The organism is Bacillus sp. JHAA (genome assembly GCF_036961585.1).
GTDB classification, from domain to species: Bacteria; Bacillota; Bacilli; order Bacillales; family Bacillaceae; genus Bacillus; species Bacillus velezensis.
Map to the genome: position 1 here is coordinate 240,787 of NZ_JBAMDE010000002.1, position 22,089 is coordinate 262,875.

The following is a 22,089-nucleotide window of genomic DNA, read 5'->3' on the forward strand; positions in this document are numbered from 1 at the left end:
ATGGCTACAAATGAATCACTTAAAAATAACATTCAAAAACAGAATAACGCGCCAGGGCAGCCGCAGGGAACAACGATGAAGGGGCTTCTTGCTTCACCTGCTGTAATCAATCGGTTTGAAACGGTCTTAGGGAAAAGGGCGCCCCAGTTCACTGCATCCATTCTGAGTCTGTACACAAGCGAGAAGATGCTTCAGAAGGCAGAGCCAATGTCTGTTATCTCTGCGGCTATGGTAGCGGCTACGCTTGATCTGCCGGTTGATAAAAATTTAGGCTATGCGTGGATAGTTCCGTATAGCGGCAAAGCGCAATTCCAGCTTGGATACAAAGGATATATCCAGCTTGCGTTGCGGACAGGTCAATACAAATCTATTAACTGCATAGCAATTCACGAGGGTGAGCTTCAGAAGTGGAATCCGTTAACAGAAGAAATCGAAATTGATTTTGAAAAGCGAGCATCAGAGAAAGTGGAGGGCTACGCTGCCTACTTCGAATTACTGAACGGTTTCAGCAAAACAGTCTACTGGACAAAAACGCAAGTAGAGAAACACAAAAAGAAATTCAGTAAATCAGATTTTGGATGGGGTAAGGATTGGGACGCAATGGCGCTTAAAACCGTTCTGAAATCTATGCTTAGTAGGTGGGGGATTCTCTCAGTTGAGATGCAAAAGGCAGTTATCGAGGATGACGAGGAACGTGAGCGGGTTGATATTACTGACGAAATGGCAGAGCCGGAAATCATTGATGCCGAAGTGTCAGAAGAAAAACCAAGCGCGCAGGATGTCGATCCCTTTGACGGTAAGCCTGTAGACATTAGTGAAAATGACCTGCCATTTGATTGAGGTTAGCATACCCTTCTGTTACAAGTGGATGACAGAAGGGGCGCCTAACCGGGCGCAACTGTTCCGTGATTATGTTCAGGGTTATATCCGAACAAATGAACCGGGCTTGAGTTTAGTCCGCATCAGCGGCATGACAGCACTGTGTGAAAGGAAGTAGGTGAGCGGCTTGGAAATGCAAGGCATGGGTTATGTTATTCAGCCCCGCCAGCAGTTTGCAAATAGGCGCGAAAAGATTCTTTATATGTGTTTACTCGAAGAGGCCGTTTTCGCTCCCGTTGGATCATTAAAAACAGGTGAAGCAATGATTAATGTGGCGGAGCTTGCGAGGGACCTATCTATTGATCTTAAAAAAATGCGGTACTCTCTCGGCAAACTTGAGACAGCAGGATTGATTAAAACAAGACGAATGAAGCAGAACAAAGCAACTATTATCACAATTGTTGATTATGAGAAGCTTCAAAACATAAAGAATTACGGGAAAAAATCAGATTCATTTCCGCCAGTGGATACCGGGGATTCGGAACAAGAACATAAAAAGGGTGAGGACATGCAAGACCAAGGTAAATTCAAAAACATTCCTGATTACGCTGATCACTTAATGCCGCAACAGATCAGCAACGAAGACACACTAAAGGACGCTTTAAGTGCAGCAGAATTAAAAAATATGAATCTGGCGAGTGAAAAAGAAATTGAAAAATTCGCTGACATGGTTATTAAAATGGGCGCGCTTCCGGAAGGCATCAAAAAAGGCATACTTGTTCAATATCTTGACTGCATCCGGCTTACACGTTCGCATTGCAAAATTTCCGCGAAGTTGCTTGCGAACCATATAGAAAAAATGAGTAAGTACAGCGTCGATCAGCTTCATTACGCTATGTGGGAACATGCTGAGAAATACGACGACCGCAAAGAAGCGTACACACTCGGTATCCTCCGGGGAACGAGTGATCATAAAGCACGGCAGGGCCTTATGAAATTAATGAACCGGGGAGGACGAGGAAATCATGAACAGTTTAGCAACCGCCCTAAAGCAGTTGGAGAAAGCCAATCCACATCTAGCGCAGAAGTTGAAAGACTCGAAGCGCTTGCCCGTGAAAAGGGCCTCTCAGGAAAGATACGAGACACTCACTGTGATTTCTGAGGAAAACTGCATTTATAAACAATGCGACGGCTCAGGGCTCATATGGGTGAAGGATCACAAAGAAAACACGGAGTTTATGAAAGAGTGCCCTTGTAAAGCCATTAAGGCGCTAGAAAATAAACTGCTCAGCGCCCGGCTACCGGAAGAATTTAAGGATGTCACTTTAAACTCTTTTGAAATTGATGTTTACGATCAGGATATTTCTAAAGAGCGGGCAGCCAATGCCAAAAGGGCCTCAAAAAACTATGTACTTAAATTCGATATGATGCGCGAGCAAGGAAAAGGACTTTATTTCCACAGTCATGAGAAGGGCAGCGGGAAAACGCGGCTTGCTGCAAGTATCCTAAAGGCCATCATAAAAATGCATGATAAGCCGGAAAGCCCTATGAAGATTCTTTATTCATCAACTGCTGATCTAATCGGTGAAATCAAAAAAACCTTTGATGGAGAATCAAAGGTGAAAAGCTCGGACATTATCGAGGCTGTCAAAACGGCTGATCTTGCCATTCTGGACGATATAGGCGTTGAGAAAGTCAGCGATTGGGTTGAAGAAACGTTCACACGCATTCTTGATTACAGACTGCAAAATAAGAAACCGACTATCTTCACAAGTAATCTGAGTATTGATGAATTAGACCTTAAATATCCTGAAGGGCGTATCAGCAGCCGGATTGAGAAAATGACATTTCCAATTCGTATGCCAGATGAAAAAATCAGGAGCAAAAAAGCCAAGCAGGAAAATGACCTACTGCTCCAATCACTATACGAATAGGAGATTGCTATGAAAGAGAAAACAAACGTTATGATATCCGGCGGTATGTATCTGTTCGGGCCCGCCGAGCAAACGGCCGGCCAGGACCTTACCCCGGCGATCCGGGTGCTTGAGGAAAAAATCAAACAAATGGAGCTGATGCACAGTGCTTAAAGCGGTTATCCTACTGCCGGCCATCATCCTCACAGCGCCGTACAAGGAAAAGCAGATTCAGCACTGGGAACAAATTGACGGTAGGTAACGACGGCACTTAGGAACGGGCCGATAAGAAAATAGTCAGAGATATGGAGGCGGAAGAATGAGAGAGATTAAGTTTCGGGCTTATCATACAGAGAAAAGAGACGGTCAAGAATTTCCGCGAATGCTTGACTGGGATGAACTTCTCAATAACGACGAAGAGGAATTAGCTTGTTATTTCAAAAACGAGTTTTCAAATGTATCACCTTTAATGCAATACACCGGATTGAAGGACAAAAACGGCAGGGAGATTTATGAGGGAGACATTGTAAGGAACCACCGTGATAATTCAAATGAGCTATTAGAAGTTTTATGGCAGGAAGAAGTGGCTGAACATGCTTCAGACGGGATCTATTGGACAAAAGAGGTGCCAGGTTTTAGATTCAAGCGAATAAAGCGAGGCTTGACTACTGTATTTGTAGCTCATGTTGATTTAGAAGTCATCGGCAATATTCACCAAAATCCTGAGCTTTTGGAGGCATCGCATGCCAGCAAATAAGTACGGCGCCAGAAAAACGCAGATGGACAGCATCACGTTCGATAGCCGGGCCGAAGCCAAATACTATGAGCAACTGAAGTGGCTCAAGATGAGCAAGCAGATCAAAGATTTCAAGCTGCAGCCGCGGTTCCTGCTTCAAGAAGCATTCAAAAAGAACGGCAAAACTTTTCGGAAGATTGAATATATTGCAGACTTTGAGGTTCATAATCTTGACGGCAGCATCGAGATCATTGATATCAAGGGCGTGGAAACAAAGGAATTTGCCATCAAACGCAAGCTGTATGAGCGGCTTTACGATACACCACTCAAGGTGCTGGCTCTGGATAAGTCACTCGGCTTCATTGAGCTGGACGAGCTGAAAAAACTCAAAAGAAAGGCGGGGAAGACCACTGCAAAACGTGGTAATCGCAGACGATCGGCCGTTGTGGGTGCAGGAAGAAGATAAGCTCATGGCCTGCATGACGCTCTGTTCCGATTACAAACGATGTGCAAGTCGAATGGGAGCGGAATGCAAAAAGCTTGGAGGTTCAGAAATACCAAAAATCAATTCAGGAGGTTATCGCTATGCAAGAAAAAATCAATCCATACAAGCCTGGTCCAGTTAAGGAGTGGAAAATGACGCCGGAGCAGTTGGCGGCATACGTCGAAAAGCATCCAATCATCTACCGTGAGGAATTAAAGCCATCTGCTGGCGTAACGATGCGGCTGCCGTCATAAAACGTAAAAAAGCACCGAAGCTGCGCCTCAGTGCCCTTGATATGAACTGGTACTTCTATCATAGCACAGGGGGCGGCCAGAGTGAACAAGCCAACAGAAATAAAAAATTATGAAACAACTATTCAGCAAAGCATCGAGCCGGGGAAAGTCCGCATCATCGTTTTAGATGGCACTGAAGGGACTGCTCATCTAATGGACGCCCCGGAACACGGTAAAACAATCATTCAAACAATAAAAGGCGGCCTGGCTCGTTGTGATTACGAGATCGGCCACAAATTCAAATAGCAGGGGTTCCCCCTGCGGGGGAGGAACGGGCATGAAAGAGAGAATTGAGTGGTTAAAAGGGCTTACGTATATTCCACAAAAGGAAATGGGATGGCTTCTTGAACAAGCTGAATTGTCTGCTAAACAACAGGAAATCATCGAGGAAAACAAGCGCCAGCAGGAAGTCACGGTAAACCAGTTTCGGCAGGCGCAGGAAGATATTAAGTTGCTGCAGGCAGAGAACAAGCGTTATAGAAACGCATTAGAATTTTACGGCAATGAAACGACGTATACAAACGAATTTGAAGACTGTCCGCCAGCTGTCGAACTCGACGGAGGGCAAACGGCCAGACAAGCATTGGAGGGGGCTACGGAATGAATAACATAAAAATCCGATATGTATTCCGACATAAGGAAACAGGCAATGTCGAATTGAAAACATACTTTATCAGTCAGCTTGAAGAACGCCCGGCGCGCAAACTGTCTCCCGTCTTTTGTGAAGAGTTTGGTTACGAGTTGATCAGCCGCGATTTATGGACGGGCAAAAAGCTTATGGAAAAAGAAATATATGCCGGAGATATTATCTGTTATAAATCACACGGCCGGGTGTTTAATCTAGTCGTTAAATGGTCAGAAGATGATGCCGGATTTTATGCGGGTGGAATACGTTGGAATTTTGTTCAAATGTATGGTGAGTTAATCGGCAACGTACATCAGAATCCCGAAATGTTAGGCGGTGCTGCAAAATGATGCCATTACAAGTAGAACTGCAACGGAACGTGAAGGCCACGAAGGACGAAGCAATGACCGTCGAGCAGGCGGCCGAGCTTTTAAAGGTTCACCCGGACTACATCCCGACGCTTGTCGCTCGTTCTGACGATCTCAAAATGATCGGCGACCATACCATTATCGCTAAACGGGATAAAACAAATATCTGGCTGGTCGGGGCATGCGTGGGGCTTTTCTTCTTCGCTGTCGCTGTGTTGCCGAATTTGATCGGGGGTTAAGGGATGGCAACAGCAGAGCAATTGAAACGAATGAACGACATAAACGATTTGATCAAGCTTATCGCAAGTATTGATAGATGTACTTTCTACTGTAAGTCAAAGAATCGGATAGCGTATTTCAGGTTTAAGAAAAAACTGTTCTTCGTTGATGATTACACGGGCGCTGACGTTTACCCATATGAATTGGGATACGGGCGCGCAAACGGTTTTTCGCATGGGGGCAACATGTGGCAACTGGTCAACAGTTTTCGAAAGTTCATCATAACAGGGAAATGCGGCGAGCTGAGGGATTATAAAGAGATATGGGCCTATAGCTATGAAGGATGTATGAAAATCCGTCAGAAGGCGAAAGAGATCGGTTTCATTGAAAGTATTGATTACCCCTACAGCTTTGATGAATGGGCTGATAATAAATGATCGAATACCATTGCCCGGACTGCGATTATAAAAAACTCGATTTAGAAATCTGCACAGATGCACGCTGCCCCATTGTGTGGGCGCTGCATGGGTGCTGAGGAGGAAATAGTGTGAAACAGGATTACAGGCAGGCTTTCGAACAAGCATTGGCTGTCTTCCGTGAAAAGTACGGACCGGAAACAGGCGGCATGCTGCTTATGTGTCATGTGCATGAATTTCTACAAAATACCGTCGGCGGGTGGAAATAGGGGGAACCGAAATGAAAATAGGGAGCATCTCATCAACGGAAAGTAAACCATGTGCATTGTGCAATAGAAAAACTAGCACATATAAAATCTATGAACAGTCCAACATAGCCATAAAAATTCCTCTGTGCGATACAGAAGAGAGAAAATGTTTCCGTGTAACAGATGTGAAAGACATAGCTGCTCTCGCTTTGAAAATGATCAAAAAAGTTATACCGGGGGCAGCGGAATGAACCACACCGACAACCCGATCATTTCAGACATCCAAACATTTGAAGGGGGAAGAACAATGAAATTTTATGAAATCCATGATCCATATTACGCGCTTATCAAAGCGAAAGACGAGACGGATGCTGAAAGGATTTACAACGAGTATATTTCTGACACGGACGATTACGAAAATTTTCAAGACGATGAAATCCGAGAAGTGGAACGAGACTATGCGCTCATTATGTATTCGCAAGTAAAGGGTGAAGATGGAGAGCTGATGTCTTACACCTATATTTCAGGCACTTTCAACGATCCGGACATTAAAGTACTTATCATGGATGGTTCGCTTCTATGAACACAGCATACAGAGTTTGGGACGGCGAGCAGATGTGTTATTGCGGTGATGAAGGCATATGCCTTTCCATCGGTGAATTGGGTTCAATTGAAGGAAAAGTTTTCGGATGGTCCGTATGGTTAAGAGGTTATGGTGTGATCGCACACAGCGGAGACTTAAAATCCGTTCTCATGAATGGAACTGATCAGTTTCAAACACACTCGAGACTGAAGCGAATTTATGCGGGCGATATCGTTAAACAGGAGGAAACAGCGCCCGGCGGTTTGTATGACCCGCAGCCATTCATAGGCGAAGTGAAAATGATTGACGGCTCATGGTGCATCGTCAATGAGAAAAAAGAAGAGTGCAGACCGTTGTTTTCTGAGACGGCGACAAATAAAGTCATCGGAGACATTTACCAAGATCCTGAGTTATTGGAGGGCGCGGAGTGATGGCATACAAAGATAAATCAATTCAACTTTTCAATCTGTTTGATGAATTGAGCGAACAGGTTAACAACGTCATGCATGACGCGGTGATTTATAGAAAGCGAAACAGACTCAATGTGATAGATCAAGGCGCAAAAGAGGCCGAGCGGATCACAAGAGAGATTCAAACGCTTGTCAATTCGATGCGGCGGAAGAAGGTGGACACGGAATGCCAAAAGTGAATGGAACATTAATCGGATACTATTGCGACGACTGCGAGGAATGGACATTCTTAGAAAGGCCTGCCAGCACGTCCGAAATTTATTGCCCTTTTTGTGGAGAACAAAATCTTGCGATAGATTCTGATGATTTAAGCTTACTGGAAGAAATGATGAAGGAGGGCGCGGAATGACAGGAACAAAAATCACAATCAAAACAAGCGATAAGGTTGAAGTCACACGGGAACAGGCACGGGCTATTGATGAAGGCATGAAGTTTTATTTAAAAATGGCTGATGCTGAACCCGAAAGAGTGAACGCGTTGACCAAAGGAGACAAAAAAGAATTTGCGCGCCTTCAATTCGTCGGGAAACAATTTGTTATCAATAATGAGGATGTCGAACCGTGGACCGGATTGTTTGATCCGCTGAACAGCATGTCTGCTTATGATCTAAATAAGGCGATTTTGAAGGGGTATATTGTGAAGGAGGGCGCGGAATGAACGAATACACCGAATGCCCCGAATGCGGGAACGACCAGATTATTGATTATGGAGAAATGGCGGTTGAGTATGAAACGTCAGTTAAAACAGGGAAGCTGTTGAAACGGAATAAAGAAGGGCATTCAATATGGTGCGCGCAAAAGTGCCGTTGCGGTTGGGATAGTTATTCAGAAAAATATGAGTGAGGAGGTCGCGGAACAATGACAGAAAACGAAGAGCTTCAAGCAAGATGCATCGAATTGGAAACGCGTAACGAAGATTTAGCGCGGACGATTCAGGAACAAAACAAAATGATCCGGGGGCAAAACTGGCGAATTCTGTCTTTCGCCCTCTCTTGGATCATATATGGCGCTGTGATTGCCGTGAATTATTTATGGGGGTGACGGAATGAGTGTGAAAATATTGTTTGACGGCAAAGAAGTGGGAACGATTGAGGCTGATTTACATCAAATCACAAGAGAGAGCCGCCAGAAGAAAAGTGCGGGAGTTTCACGCGGAAATGTAATCGGCGTAACTTCGAATCGAAAAGGCGAGGTTTATGATGAGAAAACAGGGTTTGACTTTGAACCTTCTTGGAGCAACTTTGAAAAGTTGATAGGCGTTGTCAACATAGACAAGGAAATAAAAATCTGGATCGGGGGCACAATCCTGTGCTCATTCGATAAAAAAGACGTTGTGGACATCATGAGACTATCGGGGGGCGGCTCCCGGATTGAATTTGCAGATGGCAGTTGGTACGAACTAGATAAGACAGTCGAATACATGAAAGAGATTCTCGGAGTGGAGGAAACAAAATGATTGAATTTACAAGGCCTATACCCATGAAGAAAACATGCACACTGCATTCGTTCCGAAAAGCAGTAAGATCAGTGACATTCACTAATGACAACGACCATTCCACAACCATTACTCTGTGTGAAATATGCCTAAATGAATTGCGATTCAAATCGGGGGTTGAATTTGAAGAATTCGTCAATGAAGGAAATCATCCCGAAGACGAGGCTTCACAAAAAAGAGACTACAGACCGGATGATCTTTCGGGTTTGGGCGTTCATTCAATAAGCGGACATGATATGGAGGATGAAAGAGGGTGAGCAAGTGCAGGCGTTGCAGGAAAGAATACAAGAAACATACTTTCCCAGTTTTCAGAGACTTATGCCGTGAATGTGATATGGAGCATCTCAATGAAAAGTTAGTGATGATGGGACTTAAAAAGGAGGATGATGGAGAATGACGAATCGCGATTTGATTAAACAGTTACTTGAATTTGATTTAGACAGCAAGGTTGCTTTATCTATAAGTGAAGAATATTTATCTGATTTTAAAGTTAGTGAAGGTTACGACGATAAAATAATACTTGGAGAACCGATGGGGTGATGGGGAATGAAAAAACTATTCAAATTAATCATTCTATCAGCAGTATTACTTATGGGAGCCGCGGCCGTTGCGCCGTCTGCTTCCGCAGCATGGTCAGGCTGGCAAAACGAATCCGGGTACAGCAGCCGGGTATTTACGGATGCCGCGACATACACGGGCGGCGCCTCAACGGTGGACTGGAAAGCCGAGAAAAAAGGCTCAAGCACACTTTATTATACGGCCGGCGTATACAAGAAGCGAAGCGGCGGTGGGCTGACTGATACGAATTTAGTGCAACGGGGCAGCTTCAAAACGGCAACGCCTCTGAAATCATTCAACGTGAAAACGATCCGAAATAAGACCGGGAAAGGAACCTATGTCATCCAGCTGGACTGCTATTCTGATTCCGGCAAGTGGAACTATATCGGAACATTTGAATCAGCAAAATTCATTGTGAAGTAAGATAAATTCAAAGAAGAATCGGAGGAAAATACAATGCTACAATTAACAAAAGAACAGGCTGCGGCTTTTGAGAGCCTACGGAAAAGTGTTAGCTTAGGGAATTGGCAGGGAGAATGGGCCCCGTTAAACAGTCTTGATCCTGTCGCTCTTGCAACTGCCCTCGCTACCAATGAATATGAGATTTTAAAGACGCCCGCCGATGAATTTGAAGAGGCTTTTGACGCAATTCGGGAAGAGGCTGAAAGCAAAAGCCCCGAGGCTGCAAGTTACTTGGATGAAGTGAACGGCTTTTGGGAGCAATATAAAGAGAAAGCCGGCCTCTGAAGGAAAAATAAATCAATGGGTTTTATCAGATACATTATAGGGGGTTCCAGTGACAATGAAATTTTCAGATATTGAATTAGAAATGTTTCAAGATGAATTTAAAAAAATAATTCCTTTTCATTTGCAAACGGTAGCCGAATCATCAAAGTTAATTGTGGCTTACTATCAGGAATTCAAAAAGAATCCAAATGTAGAACCGGGCGATGTTTTGCCATTGGCGGTATGCTCTGCCATGAAACAACTTGGTTTCGATATTTAGGCCGAATCATGGTAAAATAAAGTATACCAAGAACTAAAAAGAACCTGCTGAATACCAGCCAGGGAGCTTAAAAATAAATAAGTCCAAGACGGAAAGCCTGCGGACACTGATCATTGCACAGAATCTTTTCTGCGCTCTGGTTGGTGTCCGTTTTTTTGTTATCAGGAGGGATGACATGAAGCGGAAGAAAAAGGAGCCAGATAAAAACGTTTCTGAGCGATCAGATCGCTTTTGGCAGCGGATGATGGGACAAAATATGCAAACTCTGAAAAGGGGCAAGGGCGGCGCTTTGAGACGCAAATAAAGGGAGTGTTTTATGTGAAGTATGGATTCGCCTATCAAAATGGGAAAATCGTGAATCTTTTGTGCGGAAAAGAAGATTTATTTGAGAATATGAAAAGTTTCTTGATGGAAAAGTGCAGCCTAACAATTCAGGAAGTATCTAAAACTGAATATCTGGCAGAACAAAAAAAGAACGGTTGGAATGAGAAATATTCTATTTACGGACAAAAGGAGAGTTTATAATGTCTGATCAAATGATGGCTTGGGAAATCGAAGAATGGATTCGTGATTATAATTTTATGCTGCGGGAGATCAGTCGATTGAGCCGCATTCTCAACAAGGTGGAGTTTGCCGGGCAGAAGCTTGTGGCTACTTACGGTGACGAAGCAGGAATGCCGAGAGGATCAGCCGGAATAAGCCAGGCGGAATTACGTCAGATGGATCGTCGTGAAAAGCGGCTCCGTAAATATGAAACTATCGTTGATTTTCTTGAGCGCTCTACTGAAGAAATAGAGGACGAAAAAAACCGGATTGTCTTTGATTGTATGTTAGAAGGGATGAAGTTTCGTGAAATCGCGCTGCATCTTGGCGTTTCCCGCGAAACAGTCAGACGCATTAAAAATGATATTGTGTGCCATTTGTGCCAAATGTGCGAAACGTGTCAGCTTTTGCAATTGTTGAATCAGATAAAATCCGCAGTGTAAACTGGAAGGCAGGACGGGGAGGCGAAATATTCCTGCGTCCCCACCAATTTCATATAGTGATCATTAAGCTCTATGCCCTTATTGGGTGTGGGGCTTTTTAGTAGCAGCAAAAGCCTCCTCCTATTGGAGAAAGGCTAATGCGACAGAGATTATCATATGAAATACGCACTCTCTGTTAATGTTTATGTTAGCATTCACGCTTACACTTACTTTAAACTTGAACATTTAATCATCCACCTTTCAACGACGATATGCAGATTCAAGGGAACCACGCCCTCGTATATAACTGCGTACGAAAGGTGAAAAATGGACATGTAAATAATTCGACAAATTCTGCAAATTGTTCCCTTATTCCTTCCATTTACCGATAATAAGACGGGAGGTGAGGAAATGGATCGCAGAAAACTAATTTATAGCATCTTAAAGGAAATAGACAAAGGTAGTGAGCCTAGATACACCGATTATAATGTTGACCTTCAATTTTTCGGTGAAGTTGTTGAAATGATGCGAGATAAAAATTTAATTGAAAATGCAACTGTCATTAGAGGGGGGATGGGTAACCCTGTAAAAATGACATTACTAAAACATGCAAAAGTTACTTTTGGCGGTATGGAATATCTCGAACAAAATAATGTTTGGGCTAAAACATATAACACTATTAAAGAATTAAGAGATTGGATTAAATGAACAAGAGCATCCTGCGGGGTGCTTTTTTTGTTCCCTGTAAACTGCTTCCGGTAAGTCTCAGGATAGACAATTGGCGGTTAACGGCTTGAGCACGGTGGCAGTTTAGAGGGAATATCTTTTTCCAAAACAACTCAATTCAAAAGGAGGCGGCGGTGGATGTAGATGGCTGAAAAGCACATTCAGGCGTATAAGGATTACGCCAAAGGCATGAAATACAAGGACCTTGCCGAAAAATACGGGGTGTCAATGAACACCATTAAATCGTGGAAGCAGCGGCATGGATGGGAACGAAAAAAGGGTGCACCCTCTGAAAAAAGTGTGCACACAAAAAAGGCAGGCGCCCCACCCGGTAATAAAAATGCATTGGGAAACAACGGCGGCGCCCCGGAGAGAAATCGAAACGCGGTTTCGCATGGATTTTTCTCAAAGTATCTGCCCGAGGAAACGCTTAAAATCATGGAAGAGATTCAGGAGCGTTCCCCTGCTGATATGATATGGGATCAGATTCAGATACAATACGCGGCCATTCTGCGGGCACAACGAATTATGTTTGTGCAGGATAAAAATGACACTACGAAAATTGTCTCTAAAATAAAAGGTGACCTCAGCATAAATGAGGACGGCAGTCTTTCAAAAGCTCACTTTGTGGAAGAGTTGCAGCACGATATACAATTCGCATGGGATAAGCAGGCGGCATTCCTTAACGCTCAATCTCGGGCAATGGGGGAGCTCCGGAGCTTGATCAAGCAATTTGACCAGCTGGCGCATGAGCAAGATGAGCGGCGCCTTAAATTGGAACAAATGCGCTTGAATATCGAGAAGACCAAGAAGGCTATTAACGGCGGCGACGAAAACACCAAAGAAAATGAGATTGCTACAATGTTGAGAAAAATGGTGGATGCCGATGGAACTGAATAAAAAGCAAAAGGAAGTTTGGGACAGCTTCATAAAAGAGCAGCCCAAAATTTTAATTTGTAGCGGCGCAAAGAGGGCAGGAAAAACATTCGTGCTCCTTTTGGCGTTTCTTGCTCACGTCAGCAAGTATCAAAACATGGGTTTGAATTTTGTTATTGGCGGGGCGAACCTGGGAACTATCAGGCGGAACGTTCTGAATGATTTAGAACAGATTCTCGGCAAGGAATTGAAACTCAATAAGTCGAGCGCCGTTGAGATATTCGGTAATCAGGTATATTGCTTTGACGGAGCAAACGCAAATTCATGGAAAAAGGCGCGGGGGTTCACGTCAGCCGGCGCGTTTCTGAATGAGGCGACCGCCCTGCATGATTCATTTGTAAAAGAAGTCATTTCCCGGTGCTCTTACAAAGGCGCTGTGGTCATGATGGATACAAACCCCGAAAACCCGATGCACACCGTCAAAACCGATTATATCGACAAAGACGGGCAAAAGTTGAAGAGCGGCCGGCTGAACATCCGATCATTTCATTTTTCGCTGTTCGATAACAATTTTCTTGATCCGGAGTATGTGGAGAGTATCGTGGCATCGACGCCCAGCGGCATGTTTACCGATCGAGATATAAACGGTTATTGGGTGGCGTCTGAAGGAGTCATTTACCGGGACTTCAATAAGGACATTCACTATATCAGTTCTGAGGAATTGGAGAACAGGCGTGTCAACTTCAAGAAGTATTTCGCCGGCGTTGACTGGGGATATGAGCACCCGGGTTCTATTGTCGTAATCGGGCAAGATGACCAAGGGTGTTTTTATTTGCTCGAAGAACATGCCAAGCAGCATGAGGAAATTGACTACTGGGTGAAAGTAGCGAAAGGCGTAAAGGAGCGGTATGGCAATATTAATTTCTACTGCGATTCTGCGCGGCCAGAGCATGTGCAGCGCTTCAGGCGGGAGAAGTTGCGAGCCCTGAACGCTGATAAGGCGATCGTATCCGGTATTGAAGAAGTAGCCCGTCTGTTTAAGCGAAATGAATTATTCATCGTGAAAGACAAGGTTGAGCGCTTCAAAAAAGAAATTTTCATGTATGTATGGAATCCCAAGACCGGCGACCCTGTGAAGGAATGGGACGACGTGCTGGATGCTATCCGGTACGCTCTGTATACCCACAACAAGCCGAAACATAGAAAGGGGGAGTGACCAATGAAGGAATATATAAATCTAATTCGCCAGAGTGGAATCAACGGTGACATTATCAAGATGATGATTAATGAACACGTCCCTGTCCGTGAAAAATTGATGAGGCTATATGCAAGATATAAGGCTGATCCGGCAGGCGTTCCCATATTAACACGGTCCATCATTGATTATGGCAGCGCGGGAACCGATAAGGTGCAGCGTATTGATGACAAGGTAAACAATAAGCTGAACAACTCATTTGACTCTGAAATCATTGATACCAAGACAGGCTATATGTTTGGACATCCCATTTCTTATGAAACCGAAGATAAGCAATTAAAAGATCAAGTGAGCACCTTCAATACGAGAAATAACATTGAGGACGCCGATTCCGAACTCGGGAAAATGGCTTCCATCTGCGGTTACGGCGCCCGCCTGCTGTTTGTTAATGAAGACGGAAACGAATGCCTGCGAAACGTTGATCCGTGGGAATGCATTATTCTCGCTTTAGACGATATAACAGAGCCCACATATGCTTTGCGGTATTATTCAGTGTTTGAGTGGGCGAGCGGCAAAAAAGTCGAGTCATATCGGGCTGATTTCTACGATGAAACGTTCATTTATTCGTTTAAGTCGTCTGATAAAACGAAGTACGATCTTATTGAGACGAAGCCGCATCTTTTCAATGGATGCCCGTTGTTTGGTGTTCCGAACAATAAAGAAATGAAAGGCGACACTGAAAAAGTCATTTCGTTAATTGATGCATACGACAGAACTTTGTCTGACGCATCGAACGAAATCGAACAGTTCCGGCTTGCATACTTGATTGTCAAAGGTGCTTCACTCGATGATGAGGATATGGAAAAGCTAAAAAAGAATGGTGTGTTTGAAGTCTTCGACGATAACGGTGACGTGAAATTTTTAACCAAGGAAATAAACGACGCCATGATTGAAAATCACTTGAACCGGCTGGAAGAAAATATTTTACGATTTGCGAAGACGGTCAATTTTTCTGACGGCTCTTTCGGGGGCACTATTACAGGCGTTGCCATGCGGTATAAGCTTATGGCGCTGGAGCACAAGGCAATTACCATGGAACGCAAAATGACCGCGGCATTCCGGTATCAGTATAAAATACTCTGCTCGGCATGGTCCAAAAGGATACTGGCCGACAAAGACGCATATCTGAAACTATGGTTTCAATTCAAGCGGAATCTTCCTGCAAACATTCTCGAAGAGGCTCAAGCATCCGCGGAACTCAAAGGGCTGGTAAGCGAAGAAACGCGGCTTGCTCTACTATCGTTCATTGATGATGTGCGTTTTGAGATTGAAAGAATGAGAGCGGAAGCAGATGCTTACACCATTGATGATAATCAGGATGAAGACGAGGAACAGGAGGCGAATGAGGATGAGGAAGCTTTTCAAAAGGACGAAAGAAAAAAACAACCGTCTGAATGAAGAGTTTAGAATTAATTCTTTGTTGAGAATGCTGGAAAACGAAAACCTGCTGCTTGAATCTGAAGAAATATATGCTGAAGTGAAAAAGTCTCTGTTTCTAAACAGGAAGAAGGATAACGTTTCTGACTAATTAGCAGCAAGCTACTCTTTTGAGTGGCTTTTTTTTATGCCTTTTTTTCGCGTTGTAGGCGTTAAAGAGCAACCGAAATACTTTTGAACTTGTTAGGGGCTTCGGCAACTGATAAGGGCAAGGAGGACACACAGAAATGAAACGATTAAACACGGATAAGTCAGTCAGTCCGTCAATGAATTTCATGAAAAAAGAAAGGCTACCACTGCGCATTAACCTTCAGCATTTTTCCGAACCTGGGGGAGCGGCTGATCCAACACCGGGAGCCCATCCAGCAGGTGGAACCGGTACCGATCCGGCACCGCAGCCGAGCGGCGGAGAACTCTCGCTGGATGCAGTACGGGCTTTCCTAGAAACAAATGATGAGGGAAAGAAGCTGCTTCAATCAACATCTGATGCAAGGGTGACAGAGGCGATCAAGACGTATGAGAAAAATACGTTGCCGAAGAAACTTGAGGAAGAGATTTCAAAGCGGTTTCCTCCTGAAACAGAGGAACAAAAGCAATTACGTGAGTTGCAGGAAAAATTCCAGAACCTTGAGCAAGAGAAAACGCGGGAGTCGTTGAGAAATACGGCCCTTTCAATTGCAACGGAAAAGGGCTTGCCTACTAATCTTGTTGACTTTTTTATCGGTCAGGACGATACGACCACAGAACAAAATTTGAATACCTTGGCCGAAGCCTTCAAGACTTTTGAACAAAGCATCGTAAACGATCATTTCAAAAAGAACGGCAGCACGCCGACACCTTCAGGCGGAGCATCAGCCCCGTTAACAGAAGAAGACATTAAAAAGATGAGTCCCGAGGAAGTCAATCAAAACTGGGATCGCATCCAAGCTCTTTACAAGAATCAATAGGAGGATAAAAACACATGGCATTAGACAATTTTATTCCGGTATTATGGAGTGCAAGACTGCTGAGCAATTTACAAAGAACATTGGTTTATGGTCAAACGGGAGTCATTAACAGAGATTACGAGGGAGAAATCACTGCTGCTGGTGACTCTGTGACAATCAACAATATGGGGCGCGTTAGTGTGGGCGACTACACTAAAAATCAAGACATGGATAACGCGCAAACACTTGATTCTACAAGCCGCAAGCTTCTCATTGACCAGTCAAAATATTTCAACTTTCAGATTGATGATGTTGATAAAATTCAACAAAATCCAAAGTTGATGGATGCGGCTATGCAAGAGGCAGCATACGCTCTGAAAAATACTGCTGATTCATATATTGCTTCTCATTATGTGGATGCAGCTCATACGATCGGCAGCGATACAAAAGTTGTTTCACCAACAAAAAACGACGCATACGAATATCTGGTTGATCTTTCAGTGAAATTGGATGAAGCAGACGTGCCGGAACAGGGGCGATGGGTAGTTGTAACGCCTTGGTATGAAGGATTAATGCTAAAAGATGACCGTTTTGTAAAGGCTGGGAACATGTCTTCAGAACAACGCCTTTTAAATGGTGTTATCGGACAAGCGGCCGGATTCACGGTATTAAAATCAAACAATGCTCCACTTTCTAAACCAGAGGGTGGCACAGAAAATCATAAGATTATTGCTGGTCATGGCATGGCGTGGTCTTATGCAGACCAAGCAACCCAAGTCGAGGCGTATCGCCCTGAGAAACGTTTTGCTGATGCAGTAAAAGGGCTTCACTTGTACGGCGCCAAAGTAACAAGACCGGAAGCGCTCGCGGTATTAAGCGCAGCCCGTCCACAATAGGAGGGGCTTTTTTATGTGGATTCAAAATACTGATACCGGTTCAACTTGGTTTGTTGAGGATGAACACGGTAATAAGCTTTTGAAAGAGGACAGATACAAAAAAGTACAGTCGCCCATTAAAAAAGCTGAAAAAAACAGCAAAAAGGCAGCGGACAAAACAACAGATGAAGAGAATCAAGAATCTGCTGACGCTGGTGAAAAAGCATCTGATGAATAGGAGGGATAGCGGTGGATAAAGAACAAACTGAAAAAGAGCTTTTGAAGCCGTTAACCCGTAAGATGCAGGAGTTTTTACGGAAGCTGAAGCGGCTTTTTCGTGGTACTTCCGAAAAAATACTTTCCAAGTTGACTGCTCTGTTTGTCAAGCTTGATAAAGGGCGCGAAATCAGCCTTGCTGACGCGAATCGGAGTAATGATCTTTCTCAGATTAAGAAGGATATAGCGTCATTGATTACTGCCCTTTCTGCAAAGGTTAAAACGGCTGTTCTTGATTTTCTGAATGAAACCTACGAGTCATCGTATAACTGGCTCATGCTTGGTATCCTATCGGCCGTCGGCTTTAAATTGTCCCGTTCATCGAAAGGAAAATTGCCTGTCACATGGGCGGCGCCCGCATCAATCTCGCAGACTATCACAAGCAAAAATATGCTCAAAGCAATCGAAACCGACCGTAAAAAGACAGTTCAGAAGATCACTCATACGATTGAACGCGGCTTTATTGAGCGGAAACGCTTTGTTCAGGTAGCGAAGGAGCTGCAAGCTGATGTGGGTGTCAGTTATAGCCGTGCGCAGCGCATTGCCAGAACAGAAATGCATCGAGTGCGGGAGAAAGCGACACTGGACGCAGCTACGAAAGCTGATTCCAATGGTATTGCCATGAAAAAGATATGGCACAACATGGGTGACGAGCGGGTTCGTGAGGGAAGAAACGCGGATCATGTTCATTTAGAAGGCCAGGCCAGGTTTGTAAATGAGCTGTTTGATCTCGGTCAAGATAAAAACGGCAAGTCTGTGAGGGCGCCGGCACCGGGACAAAGCGGAGATCCCTCAAATGATATAAATTGCAGGTGCTTCGCGACATATGAACCCGTGCTTTGAAAGGACTGAGAGAAATGGACCTGTCAGAATTAAAAATACGGTTGGGAATCCCCGAGGATGACACCTCGCAGGATGCAAAGCTACAAATTGACCTTGAAGACGCAATTTCTTTTGTTAAGGATTATTGCAATAACTCTTTTGTGGGGCCGGATGGAGTTGAATTATTACCGGGCCCCGTGAAAAAAGGAATTGCCCTCATGATTGAAATAGACCGGGATAGCCCGAAAGGCGTCCAGGCTGAATCAATTGGCGGAATGAGCAAGACATACACGGCGGATGACGTAAGGTATAAACCTGCGTTTGATTTTTTTCGGCCATACAAAAAAATTCGTTTTAAACCATTGAGGTGATCAAATGGGGCGCCGAAATATCCGGGTGCGGGATACAAACCGTATACCGGAATTACTTAGGAACCTTGGACCAAAAGGAAAAATGAAAGTCGGTGTGCTGGACGGCGACCGCCAAATGATCGCGGCTGTTCACGAGTTCGGTTGCCGTATTGCTGTAACTGAGCGCATGCGGAATTATCTTGCTGCCAAAGGTCTTTATCTCAAGAAGGATACACAATTTATTAATATCCCTGAACGGTCATTCTTACGGTCTGGCTGGGATGAAAATGAAGCTGAGATTGTACAAAAGGTAGAGGAACTGGTCAATAGAGCCATAGAGAACGGCGATTCTATTAATGACATCATGAACGCGGTCGGATTACTGGCAAAGGGCCGGCTGCAGACTTATGCAAGAGACTTGCGGAGTCCTGCCAATCATCCTTTTACAATGGAGGAAAAAGGCTCTTCAAATCCGTTAGTAGATACCGGGGAAATGATCGGTTCTATGGATTACGAGGTTGAAAGCTAATGAAAAATCACTTTCAGTTCGGTGATCTGATTGAGAAATACAGCGTTGATTTTACATTGTTGCTCCCGGCGTCTGAGGGGTTTTATGACGATCTCGGAAAATGGGTAGAGGGCAAGCCGGTGGAATCGGAAGAAAAAGGCGCTATTGTCCCATTGCAGGCGCAATTAATTTATCAATCCGGCGGACGGCTTACACAGATGGACAGGCAACTGTACTTCCAGAGGAAAATCCCTTTCAAAGCTCAAGTGGTTTTTGATGGAGTAACCTTTTTGGTGGAAGCAATGACGCCATACGGGACATACGCCGATTTCAATTCCTATATCTTAAAGGCGGTGAGCAATTCAGATGGATTACAACAGCATAATCAGAACGGTTCTCAGAATGATTAAAGAGAAAACCGGCCATGTCGTTATCGAAGCAAACGGGACAGGTAAACAGCCTGAATACCCTTTTTGCACGTATACCGTTACTTCTCCGTATTTACCGCAACACAGGGGTGTTGAGGAACAAGGAGTGTTAACGGAAGACATTGAGCTGGTTTTTTCTTTTACATGGATTTCAAACAGTCACATTGAAGTCATTTCTCTTGCTCAAGAAACAGCTTCTTACTTCAAAACTGCTGACGCGCGCCAAACGCTTCATGATAACGGCATGGCGTGGGTGAGAAACGATGGCTTCGGGAATCGGGATACATTTATCACGATAGACACAGAACGCCGTCACGGCTTTGATATGCGTCTTAGAACGCGAGCGGCTTATGGCGAGACACAAGCGGAGTTTTTTGATTCCGCGCAAATAGAAACCATAGGAGGTTAAACACATGCCACTTAGTGATGTAACGGTCAAAATCGACCTGGTGAAACCGTCGAATCTTAAAGGGTTAGGGACACCCCTAATTCTTGCGAAGGTTGCCGGACACAACACCTATAAAGAATATGGCTCAATAGAAGCTGTCAAAGCGGATTACCCAGAAGGAACACCCGCATATAAAAAGGCTGCTGCTATTTATGCGCAGGGCGACAATGCTCCATCAAAAGTAGCCATCGGTACTTACGGAGGTAACCCGGAAAACGGGGAAAGCGACGGAGCGGGAGCGGCTGCCACATTTACGATTCGGAATGCTTTTGACGAGTATTTTGATAATGATTGGCACTTCCTCATTCTTGCTGATGCGACGGCAGACGAGAAGCTGGAAGCAGCAAAGGCGATGGAAGAAAAATCATACAAATTCCTCGTTCTGCAAGTAACAGATCGGGAAGAAGTCACTTCCTATACCGGGAAGGACCGGACAATCGTTTTTTATCATCCGATAACAAGCGAGCATCCGGACGCCGGGCTGGTTGGTGCCGTCGGCTCCCTGACAGTGGGTTCAGTTACTTGGAAGTTCAAAAACATTGTGGGAGTCACCCCGCAAGACCTGAAAGCGGACGAGCTGCAAAAGCTCCACAAAGAGGGAGCCATCGCTTATGTGACCAAAGCAGGCCACAGCGAAACGTCAGAGGGCATTACTGCTTCAGGTGAGTACATTGACGTCCTGCACGGCAAGGACTGGGTGAAATTAAATATTGAAACATCCATTCAATCGGCATTCTCAAATAACGGTAAAATCCCGTTCTCGAATGCCGGTTTTTCATTGTTGAGCGTTCAGGTTACGAATGTACTTCAAAAAGCCTTTTCAAATGGGATTGTCGCTTCTGATGAAGACGGCTTGCCCGTTTACACCATCAGCACAAAAAAACGCTCTGAAGTATCAGACGAGAACAGAAAAAATCGCGTGTATGACGGCCTTTCTTTCACGTTCGAATTAGCCGGCGCGGTTCATTCCGCCTCCATTACAGGCGAAATTTCAATCTAAAGGGGGAGAATAGTCAATGGCTGCTTATGTTTATGATGCGAACGAGGTCAACACGAATATCGACGGAAAAATTGTTACTGGTTATTCAGAGGGTACCATGGTTTCGTGTGCAAAAGACGAAGAAAAGTTTTCAACAAAAGTCAGCGCTAAAGGTGATGTGAGTGTTGCAACAAAAAACAATCCGCTAGGTACAATTACGCTTACTCTGTCCATGGGTTCGCCGTTTGTGCCTTATTTAAATGGATTGGCGAACACGTCAAAAAAATTTCCCATCTGGGTAACTGGCGGACAAGAGAAAATCGGCGGCACTGAAGCTATGGTAAAAAAGCCTGCTGATGCAGAATTCAGTGACGAAATCGGAGATCGTGAATTTGAAATTCAAGTTTTCGATTATACAGTTTTAGATCAGTAAGGTATTAATCATGTCGAAAAGAAAAAAATCAAATGCAAAAAAGCAGTCCACTAGGGCTGCTTTTCAATATATGCAAACCAAACAATCGGAGGGAAAACCTATGTCAAAATTCGGTAAACAAAAAACAGTTAAAATCCAAGGAATCGAGTACACTCTTCAGCACCCAGGAACAAGACGGATGGTAGAAATTCAAGATGAAGCAATTAACATTAATACAGGCCGCCCAACTTCTTCACAATTGTATGAGCTGTACATGAAAGAAGTTGTGGTAAATCCGAAAGTAAACTTCGAATACTTCGATGAACATGCTGGATTCAATGAATTAATGTATGAGGTTTCTACCTTTCTTAGCGATGAAACCGTCGAAACCAAAGCAGTTTTACAAAAAGAGGGCGAGTGACAACTGGCCCATGTATCGGCTTGTGATGTCTGAGAAGTTTTCTTTCACAGAGGTTGCAGCAATGGACCTCGATACGTTACTCGAAGCCAATGCGGCTTTGGACATTCATCTGGCCGAAGAAAACAAACGAAACAAAAAGAAATAAGGGGGGTT

46 protein-coding genes are annotated in these 22,089 nt (G+C 44.2%); all 46 read left to right on the top strand.

All coding sequences use genetic code 11. The annotated features are described in order from the left end of the window. The 46 genes from V7728_RS05090 (at position 1) to V7728_RS05315 (ending at position 22,081) form a co-directional block, all read left to right on the top strand. Positions 1 to 840, top strand: a complete 840-nt coding sequence (locus V7728_RS05090) for a recombinase RecT (RefSeq protein WP_335371332.1) — start codon at positions 1 to 3, stop codon at positions 838 to 840. Between the two features lie 166 nt (positions 841 to 1,006). Beyond that, positions 1,007 to 1,981: a hypothetical protein gene (locus V7728_RS05095; RefSeq protein WP_327948300.1), complete on the top strand. Its 975-nt coding sequence runs from the start codon at positions 1,007 to 1,009 to the stop codon at positions 1,979 to 1,981. Positions 1,982 to 2,027: 46 nt separating this feature from the next. Then, positions 2,028 to 2,753 (top strand): ATP-binding protein, encoded by a 726-nt coding sequence (locus V7728_RS05100; RefSeq protein WP_164969222.1) that lies wholly within the window; start codon positions 2,028 to 2,030, stop codon positions 2,751 to 2,753. Between the two features lie 9 nt (positions 2,754 to 2,762). Further along, positions 2,763 to 2,906, top strand: a complete 144-nt coding sequence (locus V7728_RS05105; protein WP_185855137.1) for a hypothetical protein — start codon at positions 2,763 to 2,765, stop codon at positions 2,904 to 2,906. Positions 2,907 to 3,051: 145 nt separating this feature from the next. Beyond that, the gene (locus V7728_RS05110) at positions 3,052 to 3,489 is read left to right on the top strand and encodes a YopX family protein (RefSeq protein WP_335371333.1); all 438 of its coding nucleotides are present in this window, start codon (positions 3,052 to 3,054) and stop codon (positions 3,487 to 3,489) included. Then, positions 3,476 to 3,934, top strand: coding sequence for a DUF1064 domain-containing protein (locus V7728_RS05115; RefSeq protein WP_335371334.1), 459 nt, complete (start codon positions 3,476 to 3,478; stop codon positions 3,932 to 3,934). The genes V7728_RS05110 and V7728_RS05115 overlap by 14 nt, the downstream gene beginning before the upstream one ends. Before the next feature lie 119 nt (positions 3,935 to 4,053). Then, positions 4,054 to 4,206, top strand: coding sequence for a hypothetical protein (locus V7728_RS05120; RefSeq protein ID WP_003155895.1), 153 nt, complete (start codon positions 4,054 to 4,056; stop codon positions 4,204 to 4,206). 81 nt (positions 4,207 to 4,287) lie between these two features. Continuing rightward, positions 4,288 to 4,491, top strand: coding sequence for an XtrA/YqaO family protein (locus V7728_RS05125; protein WP_061527813.1), 204 nt, complete (start codon positions 4,288 to 4,290; stop codon positions 4,489 to 4,491). Between the two features lie 85 nt (positions 4,492 to 4,576). Then, positions 4,577 to 4,849: a VWA domain-containing protein gene (locus V7728_RS05130; protein WP_442893526.1), complete on the top strand. Its 273-nt coding sequence runs from the start codon at positions 4,577 to 4,579 to the stop codon at positions 4,847 to 4,849. Further along, complete coding sequence (locus V7728_RS05135) at positions 4,846 to 5,220, top strand: YopX family protein (protein WP_335371336.1); 375 nt, start codon at positions 4,846 to 4,848, stop codon at positions 5,218 to 5,220. Before V7728_RS05130 ends, V7728_RS05135 begins: the two co-directional genes overlap by 4 nt. After that, positions 5,217 to 5,477, top strand: coding sequence for a hypothetical protein (locus tag V7728_RS05140; RefSeq protein WP_335371337.1), 261 nt, complete (start codon positions 5,217 to 5,219; stop codon positions 5,475 to 5,477). The genes V7728_RS05135 and V7728_RS05140 overlap by 4 nt, the downstream gene beginning before the upstream one ends. A 3-nt stretch (positions 5,478 to 5,480) precedes the next feature. Continuing rightward, positions 5,481 to 5,894, top strand: coding sequence for a hypothetical protein (locus V7728_RS05145; RefSeq protein WP_335371338.1), 414 nt, complete (start codon positions 5,481 to 5,483; stop codon positions 5,892 to 5,894). A gap of 110 nt (positions 5,895 to 6,004) precedes the next feature. Then, a complete protein-coding gene (locus V7728_RS05150; protein ID WP_335371339.1) occupies positions 6,005 to 6,142 on the top strand; it encodes a hypothetical protein in 138 nt (45 codons plus the stop codon). Positions 6,143 to 6,153: 11 nt separating this feature from the next. Further along, positions 6,154 to 6,372: a hypothetical protein gene (locus tag V7728_RS05155; RefSeq protein ID WP_073982313.1), complete on the top strand. Its 219-nt coding sequence runs from the start codon at positions 6,154 to 6,156 to the stop codon at positions 6,370 to 6,372. A gap of 56 nt (positions 6,373 to 6,428) precedes the next feature. Continuing rightward, positions 6,429 to 6,704: a hypothetical protein gene (locus V7728_RS05160; protein WP_335371340.1), complete on the top strand. Its 276-nt coding sequence runs from the start codon at positions 6,429 to 6,431 to the stop codon at positions 6,702 to 6,704. After that, a complete protein-coding gene (locus tag V7728_RS05165) occupies positions 6,701 to 7,135 on the top strand; it encodes a YopX family protein (RefSeq protein ID WP_335371341.1) in 435 nt (144 codons plus the stop codon). The genes V7728_RS05160 and V7728_RS05165 overlap by 4 nt, the downstream gene beginning before the upstream one ends. Next, the gene (locus V7728_RS05170; protein WP_017417270.1) at positions 7,135 to 7,353 is read left to right on the top strand and encodes a hypothetical protein; all 219 of its coding nucleotides are present in this window, start codon (positions 7,135 to 7,137) and stop codon (positions 7,351 to 7,353) included. Before V7728_RS05165 ends, V7728_RS05170 begins: the two co-directional genes overlap by 1 nt. Then, complete coding sequence (locus V7728_RS05175) at positions 7,341 to 7,523, top strand: hypothetical protein (protein ID WP_335371342.1); 183 nt, start codon at positions 7,341 to 7,343, stop codon at positions 7,521 to 7,523. Before V7728_RS05170 ends, V7728_RS05175 begins: the two co-directional genes overlap by 13 nt. Continuing rightward, positions 7,520 to 7,831, top strand: a complete 312-nt coding sequence (locus tag V7728_RS05180; RefSeq protein ID WP_335371343.1) for a hypothetical protein — start codon at positions 7,520 to 7,522, stop codon at positions 7,829 to 7,831. The genes V7728_RS05175 and V7728_RS05180 overlap by 4 nt, the downstream gene beginning before the upstream one ends. Then, positions 7,828 to 8,016: a hypothetical protein gene (locus tag V7728_RS05185; protein WP_069007369.1), complete on the top strand. Its 189-nt coding sequence runs from the start codon at positions 7,828 to 7,830 to the stop codon at positions 8,014 to 8,016. Before V7728_RS05180 ends, V7728_RS05185 begins: the two co-directional genes overlap by 4 nt. A gap of 15 nt (positions 8,017 to 8,031) precedes the next feature. After that, on the top strand, positions 8,032 to 8,214 hold the full coding sequence (locus V7728_RS05190; RefSeq protein WP_335371344.1) for a hypothetical protein: 183 nt from the start codon (positions 8,032 to 8,034) through the stop codon (positions 8,212 to 8,214). A 4-nt stretch (positions 8,215 to 8,218) separates the two neighbouring features. After that, complete coding sequence (locus tag V7728_RS05195) at positions 8,219 to 8,629, top strand: hypothetical protein (RefSeq protein WP_335371345.1); 411 nt, start codon at positions 8,219 to 8,221, stop codon at positions 8,627 to 8,629. After that, the gene (locus V7728_RS05200) at positions 8,626 to 8,925 is read left to right on the top strand and encodes a hypothetical protein (protein ID WP_335371346.1); all 300 of its coding nucleotides are present in this window, start codon (positions 8,626 to 8,628) and stop codon (positions 8,923 to 8,925) included. Before V7728_RS05195 ends, V7728_RS05200 begins: the two co-directional genes overlap by 4 nt. Before the next feature lie 136 nt (positions 8,926 to 9,061). Further along, on the top strand, positions 9,062 to 9,208 hold the full coding sequence (locus V7728_RS05205; RefSeq protein ID WP_174165721.1) for a hypothetical protein: 147 nt from the start codon (positions 9,062 to 9,064) through the stop codon (positions 9,206 to 9,208). Between the two features lie 6 nt (positions 9,209 to 9,214). Next, positions 9,215 to 9,649 (top strand): hypothetical protein, encoded by a 435-nt coding sequence (locus V7728_RS05210; protein ID WP_335371347.1) that lies wholly within the window; start codon positions 9,215 to 9,217, stop codon positions 9,647 to 9,649. Positions 9,650 to 9,682: 33 nt separating this feature from the next. Continuing rightward, the gene (locus tag V7728_RS05215) at positions 9,683 to 9,973 is read left to right on the top strand and encodes a hypothetical protein (RefSeq protein WP_014471510.1); all 291 of its coding nucleotides are present in this window, start codon (positions 9,683 to 9,685) and stop codon (positions 9,971 to 9,973) included. A gap of 55 nt (positions 9,974 to 10,028) precedes the next feature. Further along, positions 10,029 to 10,232 (top strand): hypothetical protein, encoded by a 204-nt coding sequence (locus tag V7728_RS05220; RefSeq protein WP_335371348.1) that lies wholly within the window; start codon positions 10,029 to 10,031, stop codon positions 10,230 to 10,232. A 175-nt stretch (positions 10,233 to 10,407) separates the two neighbouring features. Continuing rightward, entirely contained in the window at positions 10,408 to 10,536 is a 129-nt protein-coding gene (locus tag V7728_RS05225) for a hypothetical protein (RefSeq protein ID WP_014470571.1), read from the top strand. Between the two features lie 14 nt (positions 10,537 to 10,550). After that, positions 10,551 to 10,757, top strand: coding sequence for a hypothetical protein (locus V7728_RS05230; protein WP_016938703.1), 207 nt, complete (start codon positions 10,551 to 10,553; stop codon positions 10,755 to 10,757). Continuing rightward, complete coding sequence (locus tag V7728_RS05235; RefSeq protein ID WP_007408601.1) at positions 10,757 to 11,218, top strand: sigma factor-like helix-turn-helix DNA-binding protein; 462 nt, start codon at positions 10,757 to 10,759, stop codon at positions 11,216 to 11,218. The genes V7728_RS05230 and V7728_RS05235 overlap by 1 nt, the downstream gene beginning before the upstream one ends. A 390-nt stretch (positions 11,219 to 11,608) precedes the next feature. Further along, the gene (locus tag V7728_RS05240) at positions 11,609 to 11,905 is read left to right on the top strand and encodes a YjcQ family protein (protein WP_335371349.1); all 297 of its coding nucleotides are present in this window, start codon (positions 11,609 to 11,611) and stop codon (positions 11,903 to 11,905) included. 162 nt (positions 11,906 to 12,067) lie between these two features. Beyond that, the gene (gene terS / locus V7728_RS05245) at positions 12,068 to 12,823 is read left to right on the top strand and encodes a phage terminase small subunit (protein WP_335371350.1); all 756 of its coding nucleotides are present in this window, start codon (positions 12,068 to 12,070) and stop codon (positions 12,821 to 12,823) included. Then, complete coding sequence (locus tag V7728_RS05250) at positions 12,810 to 14,015, top strand: PBSX family phage terminase large subunit (protein ID WP_335371351.1); 1,206 nt, start codon at positions 12,810 to 12,812, stop codon at positions 14,013 to 14,015. The genes terS and V7728_RS05250 overlap by 14 nt, the downstream gene beginning before the upstream one ends. Before the next feature lie 3 nt (positions 14,016 to 14,018). Continuing rightward, positions 14,019 to 15,452 carry a phage portal protein gene (locus V7728_RS05255; protein ID WP_335371352.1) on the top strand — a complete coding sequence of 478 codons (1,434 nt, stop codon included), beginning with the start codon at positions 14,019 to 14,021 and terminating at the stop codon, positions 15,450 to 15,452. A 266-nt stretch (positions 15,453 to 15,718) separates the two neighbouring features. Beyond that, a complete protein-coding gene (locus V7728_RS05260) occupies positions 15,719 to 16,438 on the top strand; it encodes a DUF4355 domain-containing protein (protein ID WP_327997730.1) in 720 nt (239 codons plus the stop codon). 14 nt (positions 16,439 to 16,452) lie between these two features. Next, positions 16,453 to 17,313, top strand: coding sequence for a phage major capsid protein (locus V7728_RS05265; protein WP_014470561.1), 861 nt, complete (start codon positions 16,453 to 16,455; stop codon positions 17,311 to 17,313). 13 nt (positions 17,314 to 17,326) lie between these two features. Then, positions 17,327 to 17,530: a DUF7302 family protein gene (locus V7728_RS05270; protein ID WP_014470560.1), complete on the top strand. Its 204-nt coding sequence runs from the start codon at positions 17,327 to 17,329 to the stop codon at positions 17,528 to 17,530. A gap of 11 nt (positions 17,531 to 17,541) precedes the next feature. Beyond that, positions 17,542 to 18,411: a phage minor head protein gene (locus V7728_RS05275; protein WP_335371353.1), complete on the top strand. Its 870-nt coding sequence runs from the start codon at positions 17,542 to 17,544 to the stop codon at positions 18,409 to 18,411. Positions 18,412 to 18,425: 14 nt separating this feature from the next. Beyond that, positions 18,426 to 18,761, top strand: coding sequence for a phage head-tail connector protein (locus tag V7728_RS05280; RefSeq protein WP_335371354.1), 336 nt, complete (start codon positions 18,426 to 18,428; stop codon positions 18,759 to 18,761). A 4-nt stretch (positions 18,762 to 18,765) separates the two neighbouring features. Further along, the gene (locus V7728_RS05285) at positions 18,766 to 19,269 is read left to right on the top strand and encodes a hypothetical protein (protein WP_253600238.1); all 504 of its coding nucleotides are present in this window, start codon (positions 18,766 to 18,768) and stop codon (positions 19,267 to 19,269) included. Then, positions 19,269 to 19,658: a hypothetical protein gene (locus tag V7728_RS05290; RefSeq protein WP_103042008.1), complete on the top strand. Its 390-nt coding sequence runs from the start codon at positions 19,269 to 19,271 to the stop codon at positions 19,656 to 19,658. Before V7728_RS05285 ends, V7728_RS05290 begins: the two co-directional genes overlap by 1 nt. Further along, positions 19,615 to 20,085 (top strand): phage neck terminator protein, encoded by a 471-nt coding sequence (locus tag V7728_RS05295; protein ID WP_042635086.1) that lies wholly within the window; start codon positions 19,615 to 19,617, stop codon positions 20,083 to 20,085. The genes V7728_RS05290 and V7728_RS05295 overlap by 44 nt, the downstream gene beginning before the upstream one ends. Before the next feature lie 4 nt (positions 20,086 to 20,089). Beyond that, the gene (locus V7728_RS05300; RefSeq protein ID WP_014470554.1) at positions 20,090 to 21,124 is read left to right on the top strand and encodes a DUF3383 family protein; all 1,035 of its coding nucleotides are present in this window, start codon (positions 20,090 to 20,092) and stop codon (positions 21,122 to 21,124) included. A 16-nt stretch (positions 21,125 to 21,140) separates the two neighbouring features. Then, a complete protein-coding gene (locus V7728_RS05305; RefSeq protein ID WP_253600236.1) occupies positions 21,141 to 21,536 on the top strand; it encodes a phage structural protein in 396 nt (131 codons plus the stop codon). 100 nt (positions 21,537 to 21,636) lie between these two features. After that, positions 21,637 to 21,936, top strand: coding sequence for a hypothetical protein (locus tag V7728_RS05310; protein ID WP_014470552.1), 300 nt, complete (start codon positions 21,637 to 21,639; stop codon positions 21,934 to 21,936). Positions 21,937 to 21,946: 10 nt separating this feature from the next. After that, the gene (locus tag V7728_RS05315) at positions 21,947 to 22,081 is read left to right on the top strand and encodes a hypothetical protein (protein WP_014472589.1); all 135 of its coding nucleotides are present in this window, start codon (positions 21,947 to 21,949) and stop codon (positions 22,079 to 22,081) included. The last annotated feature ends 8 nt before the right edge of the window (positions 22,082 to 22,089 follow it).

Excerpts from the sequence above, each read along its gene's own strand:
- V7728_RS05135 (WP_335371336.1), top strand. The coding sequence starts at position 4,846 with ATGAATAACATAAAAATCCGATATGTATTCCGACATAAGGAAACAGGC.
- V7728_RS05305 (WP_253600236.1), top strand. The coding sequence starts at position 21,141 with ATGGCTGCTTATGTTTATGATGCGAACGAGGTCAACACGAATATCGAC.
- V7728_RS05220 (WP_335371348.1), top strand. The coding sequence starts at position 10,029 with ATGAAATTTTCAGATATTGAATTAGAAATGTTTCAAGATGAATTTAAA.
- V7728_RS05185 (WP_069007369.1), top strand. The coding sequence starts at position 7,828 with ATGAACGAATACACCGAATGCCCCGAATGCGGGAACGACCAGATTATT.
- V7728_RS05165 (WP_335371341.1), top strand. The coding sequence starts at position 6,701 with ATGAACACAGCATACAGAGTTTGGGACGGCGAGCAGATGTGTTATTGC.
- V7728_RS05210 (WP_335371347.1), top strand. The coding sequence starts at position 9,215 with ATGAAAAAACTATTCAAATTAATCATTCTATCAGCAGTATTACTTATG.
- V7728_RS05270 (WP_014470560.1), top strand. The coding sequence starts at position 17,327 with ATGTGGATTCAAAATACTGATACCGGTTCAACTTGGTTTGTTGAGGAT.
- V7728_RS05235 (WP_007408601.1), top strand. The coding sequence starts at position 10,757 with ATGTCTGATCAAATGATGGCTTGGGAAATCGAAGAATGGATTCGTGAT.
- V7728_RS05090 (WP_335371332.1), top strand. The coding sequence starts at position 1 with ATGGCTACAAATGAATCACTTAAAAATAACATTCAAAAACAGAATAAC.
- V7728_RS05145 (WP_335371338.1), top strand. The coding sequence starts at position 5,481 with ATGGCAACAGCAGAGCAATTGAAACGAATGAACGACATAAACGATTTG.
- V7728_RS05170 (WP_017417270.1), top strand. The coding sequence starts at position 7,135 with ATGGCATACAAAGATAAATCAATTCAACTTTTCAATCTGTTTGATGAA.
- V7728_RS05115 (WP_335371334.1), top strand. The coding sequence starts at position 3,476 with ATGCCAGCAAATAAGTACGGCGCCAGAAAAACGCAGATGGACAGCATC.
- V7728_RS05300 (WP_014470554.1), top strand. The coding sequence starts at position 20,090 with ATGCCACTTAGTGATGTAACGGTCAAAATCGACCTGGTGAAACCGTCG.
- V7728_RS05110 (WP_335371333.1), top strand. The coding sequence starts at position 3,052 with ATGAGAGAGATTAAGTTTCGGGCTTATCATACAGAGAAAAGAGACGGT.
- V7728_RS05190 (WP_335371344.1), top strand. The coding sequence starts at position 8,032 with ATGACAGAAAACGAAGAGCTTCAAGCAAGATGCATCGAATTGGAAACG.
- V7728_RS05130 (WP_442893526.1), top strand. The coding sequence starts at position 4,577 with ATGGGATGGCTTCTTGAACAAGCTGAATTGTCTGCTAAACAACAGGAA.
- V7728_RS05180 (WP_335371343.1), top strand. The coding sequence starts at position 7,520 with ATGACAGGAACAAAAATCACAATCAAAACAAGCGATAAGGTTGAAGTC.
- V7728_RS05175 (WP_335371342.1), top strand. The coding sequence starts at position 7,341 with ATGCCAAAAGTGAATGGAACATTAATCGGATACTATTGCGACGACTGC.
- V7728_RS05215 (WP_014471510.1), top strand. The coding sequence starts at position 9,683 with ATGCTACAATTAACAAAAGAACAGGCTGCGGCTTTTGAGAGCCTACGG.
- V7728_RS05295 (WP_042635086.1), top strand. The coding sequence starts at position 19,615 with ATGGATTACAACAGCATAATCAGAACGGTTCTCAGAATGATTAAAGAG.
- V7728_RS05250 (WP_335371351.1), top strand. The coding sequence starts at position 12,810 with ATGGAACTGAATAAAAAGCAAAAGGAAGTTTGGGACAGCTTCATAAAA.
- V7728_RS05225 (WP_014470571.1), top strand. The coding sequence starts at position 10,408 with ATGAAGCGGAAGAAAAAGGAGCCAGATAAAAACGTTTCTGAGCGATCA.
- V7728_RS05260 (WP_327997730.1), top strand. The coding sequence starts at position 15,719 with ATGAAACGATTAAACACGGATAAGTCAGTCAGTCCGTCAATGAATTTC.
- V7728_RS05285 (WP_253600238.1), top strand. The coding sequence starts at position 18,766 with ATGGGGCGCCGAAATATCCGGGTGCGGGATACAAACCGTATACCGGAA.
- V7728_RS05200 (WP_335371346.1), top strand. The coding sequence starts at position 8,626 with ATGATTGAATTTACAAGGCCTATACCCATGAAGAAAACATGCACACTG.
- V7728_RS05140 (WP_335371337.1), top strand. The coding sequence starts at position 5,217 with ATGATGCCATTACAAGTAGAACTGCAACGGAACGTGAAGGCCACGAAG.
- V7728_RS05240 (WP_335371349.1), top strand. The coding sequence starts at position 11,609 with ATGGATCGCAGAAAACTAATTTATAGCATCTTAAAGGAAATAGACAAA.
- V7728_RS05255 (WP_335371352.1), top strand. The coding sequence starts at position 14,019 with ATGAAGGAATATATAAATCTAATTCGCCAGAGTGGAATCAACGGTGAC.
- V7728_RS05155 (WP_073982313.1), top strand. The coding sequence starts at position 6,154 with ATGAAAATAGGGAGCATCTCATCAACGGAAAGTAAACCATGTGCATTG.
- V7728_RS05195 (WP_335371345.1), top strand. The coding sequence starts at position 8,219 with ATGAGTGTGAAAATATTGTTTGACGGCAAAGAAGTGGGAACGATTGAG.
- V7728_RS05160 (WP_335371340.1), top strand. The coding sequence starts at position 6,429 with ATGAAATTTTATGAAATCCATGATCCATATTACGCGCTTATCAAAGCG.
- V7728_RS05105 (WP_185855137.1), top strand. The coding sequence starts at position 2,763 with ATGAAAGAGAAAACAAACGTTATGATATCCGGCGGTATGTATCTGTTC.
- V7728_RS05310 (WP_014470552.1), top strand. The coding sequence starts at position 21,637 with ATGTCAAAATTCGGTAAACAAAAAACAGTTAAAATCCAAGGAATCGAG.
- V7728_RS05290 (WP_103042008.1), top strand. The coding sequence starts at position 19,269 with ATGAAAAATCACTTTCAGTTCGGTGATCTGATTGAGAAATACAGCGTT.
- terS (WP_335371350.1), top strand. The coding sequence starts at position 12,068 with ATGGCTGAAAAGCACATTCAGGCGTATAAGGATTACGCCAAAGGCATG.
- V7728_RS05205 (WP_174165721.1), top strand. The coding sequence starts at position 9,062 with ATGACGAATCGCGATTTGATTAAACAGTTACTTGAATTTGATTTAGAC.
- V7728_RS05280 (WP_335371354.1), top strand. The coding sequence starts at position 18,426 with ATGGACCTGTCAGAATTAAAAATACGGTTGGGAATCCCCGAGGATGAC.
- V7728_RS05315 (WP_014472589.1), top strand. The coding sequence starts at position 21,947 with ATGTATCGGCTTGTGATGTCTGAGAAGTTTTCTTTCACAGAGGTTGCA.
- V7728_RS05265 (WP_014470561.1), top strand. The coding sequence starts at position 16,453 with ATGGCATTAGACAATTTTATTCCGGTATTATGGAGTGCAAGACTGCTG.
- V7728_RS05120 (WP_003155895.1), top strand. The coding sequence starts at position 4,054 with ATGCAAGAAAAAATCAATCCATACAAGCCTGGTCCAGTTAAGGAGTGG.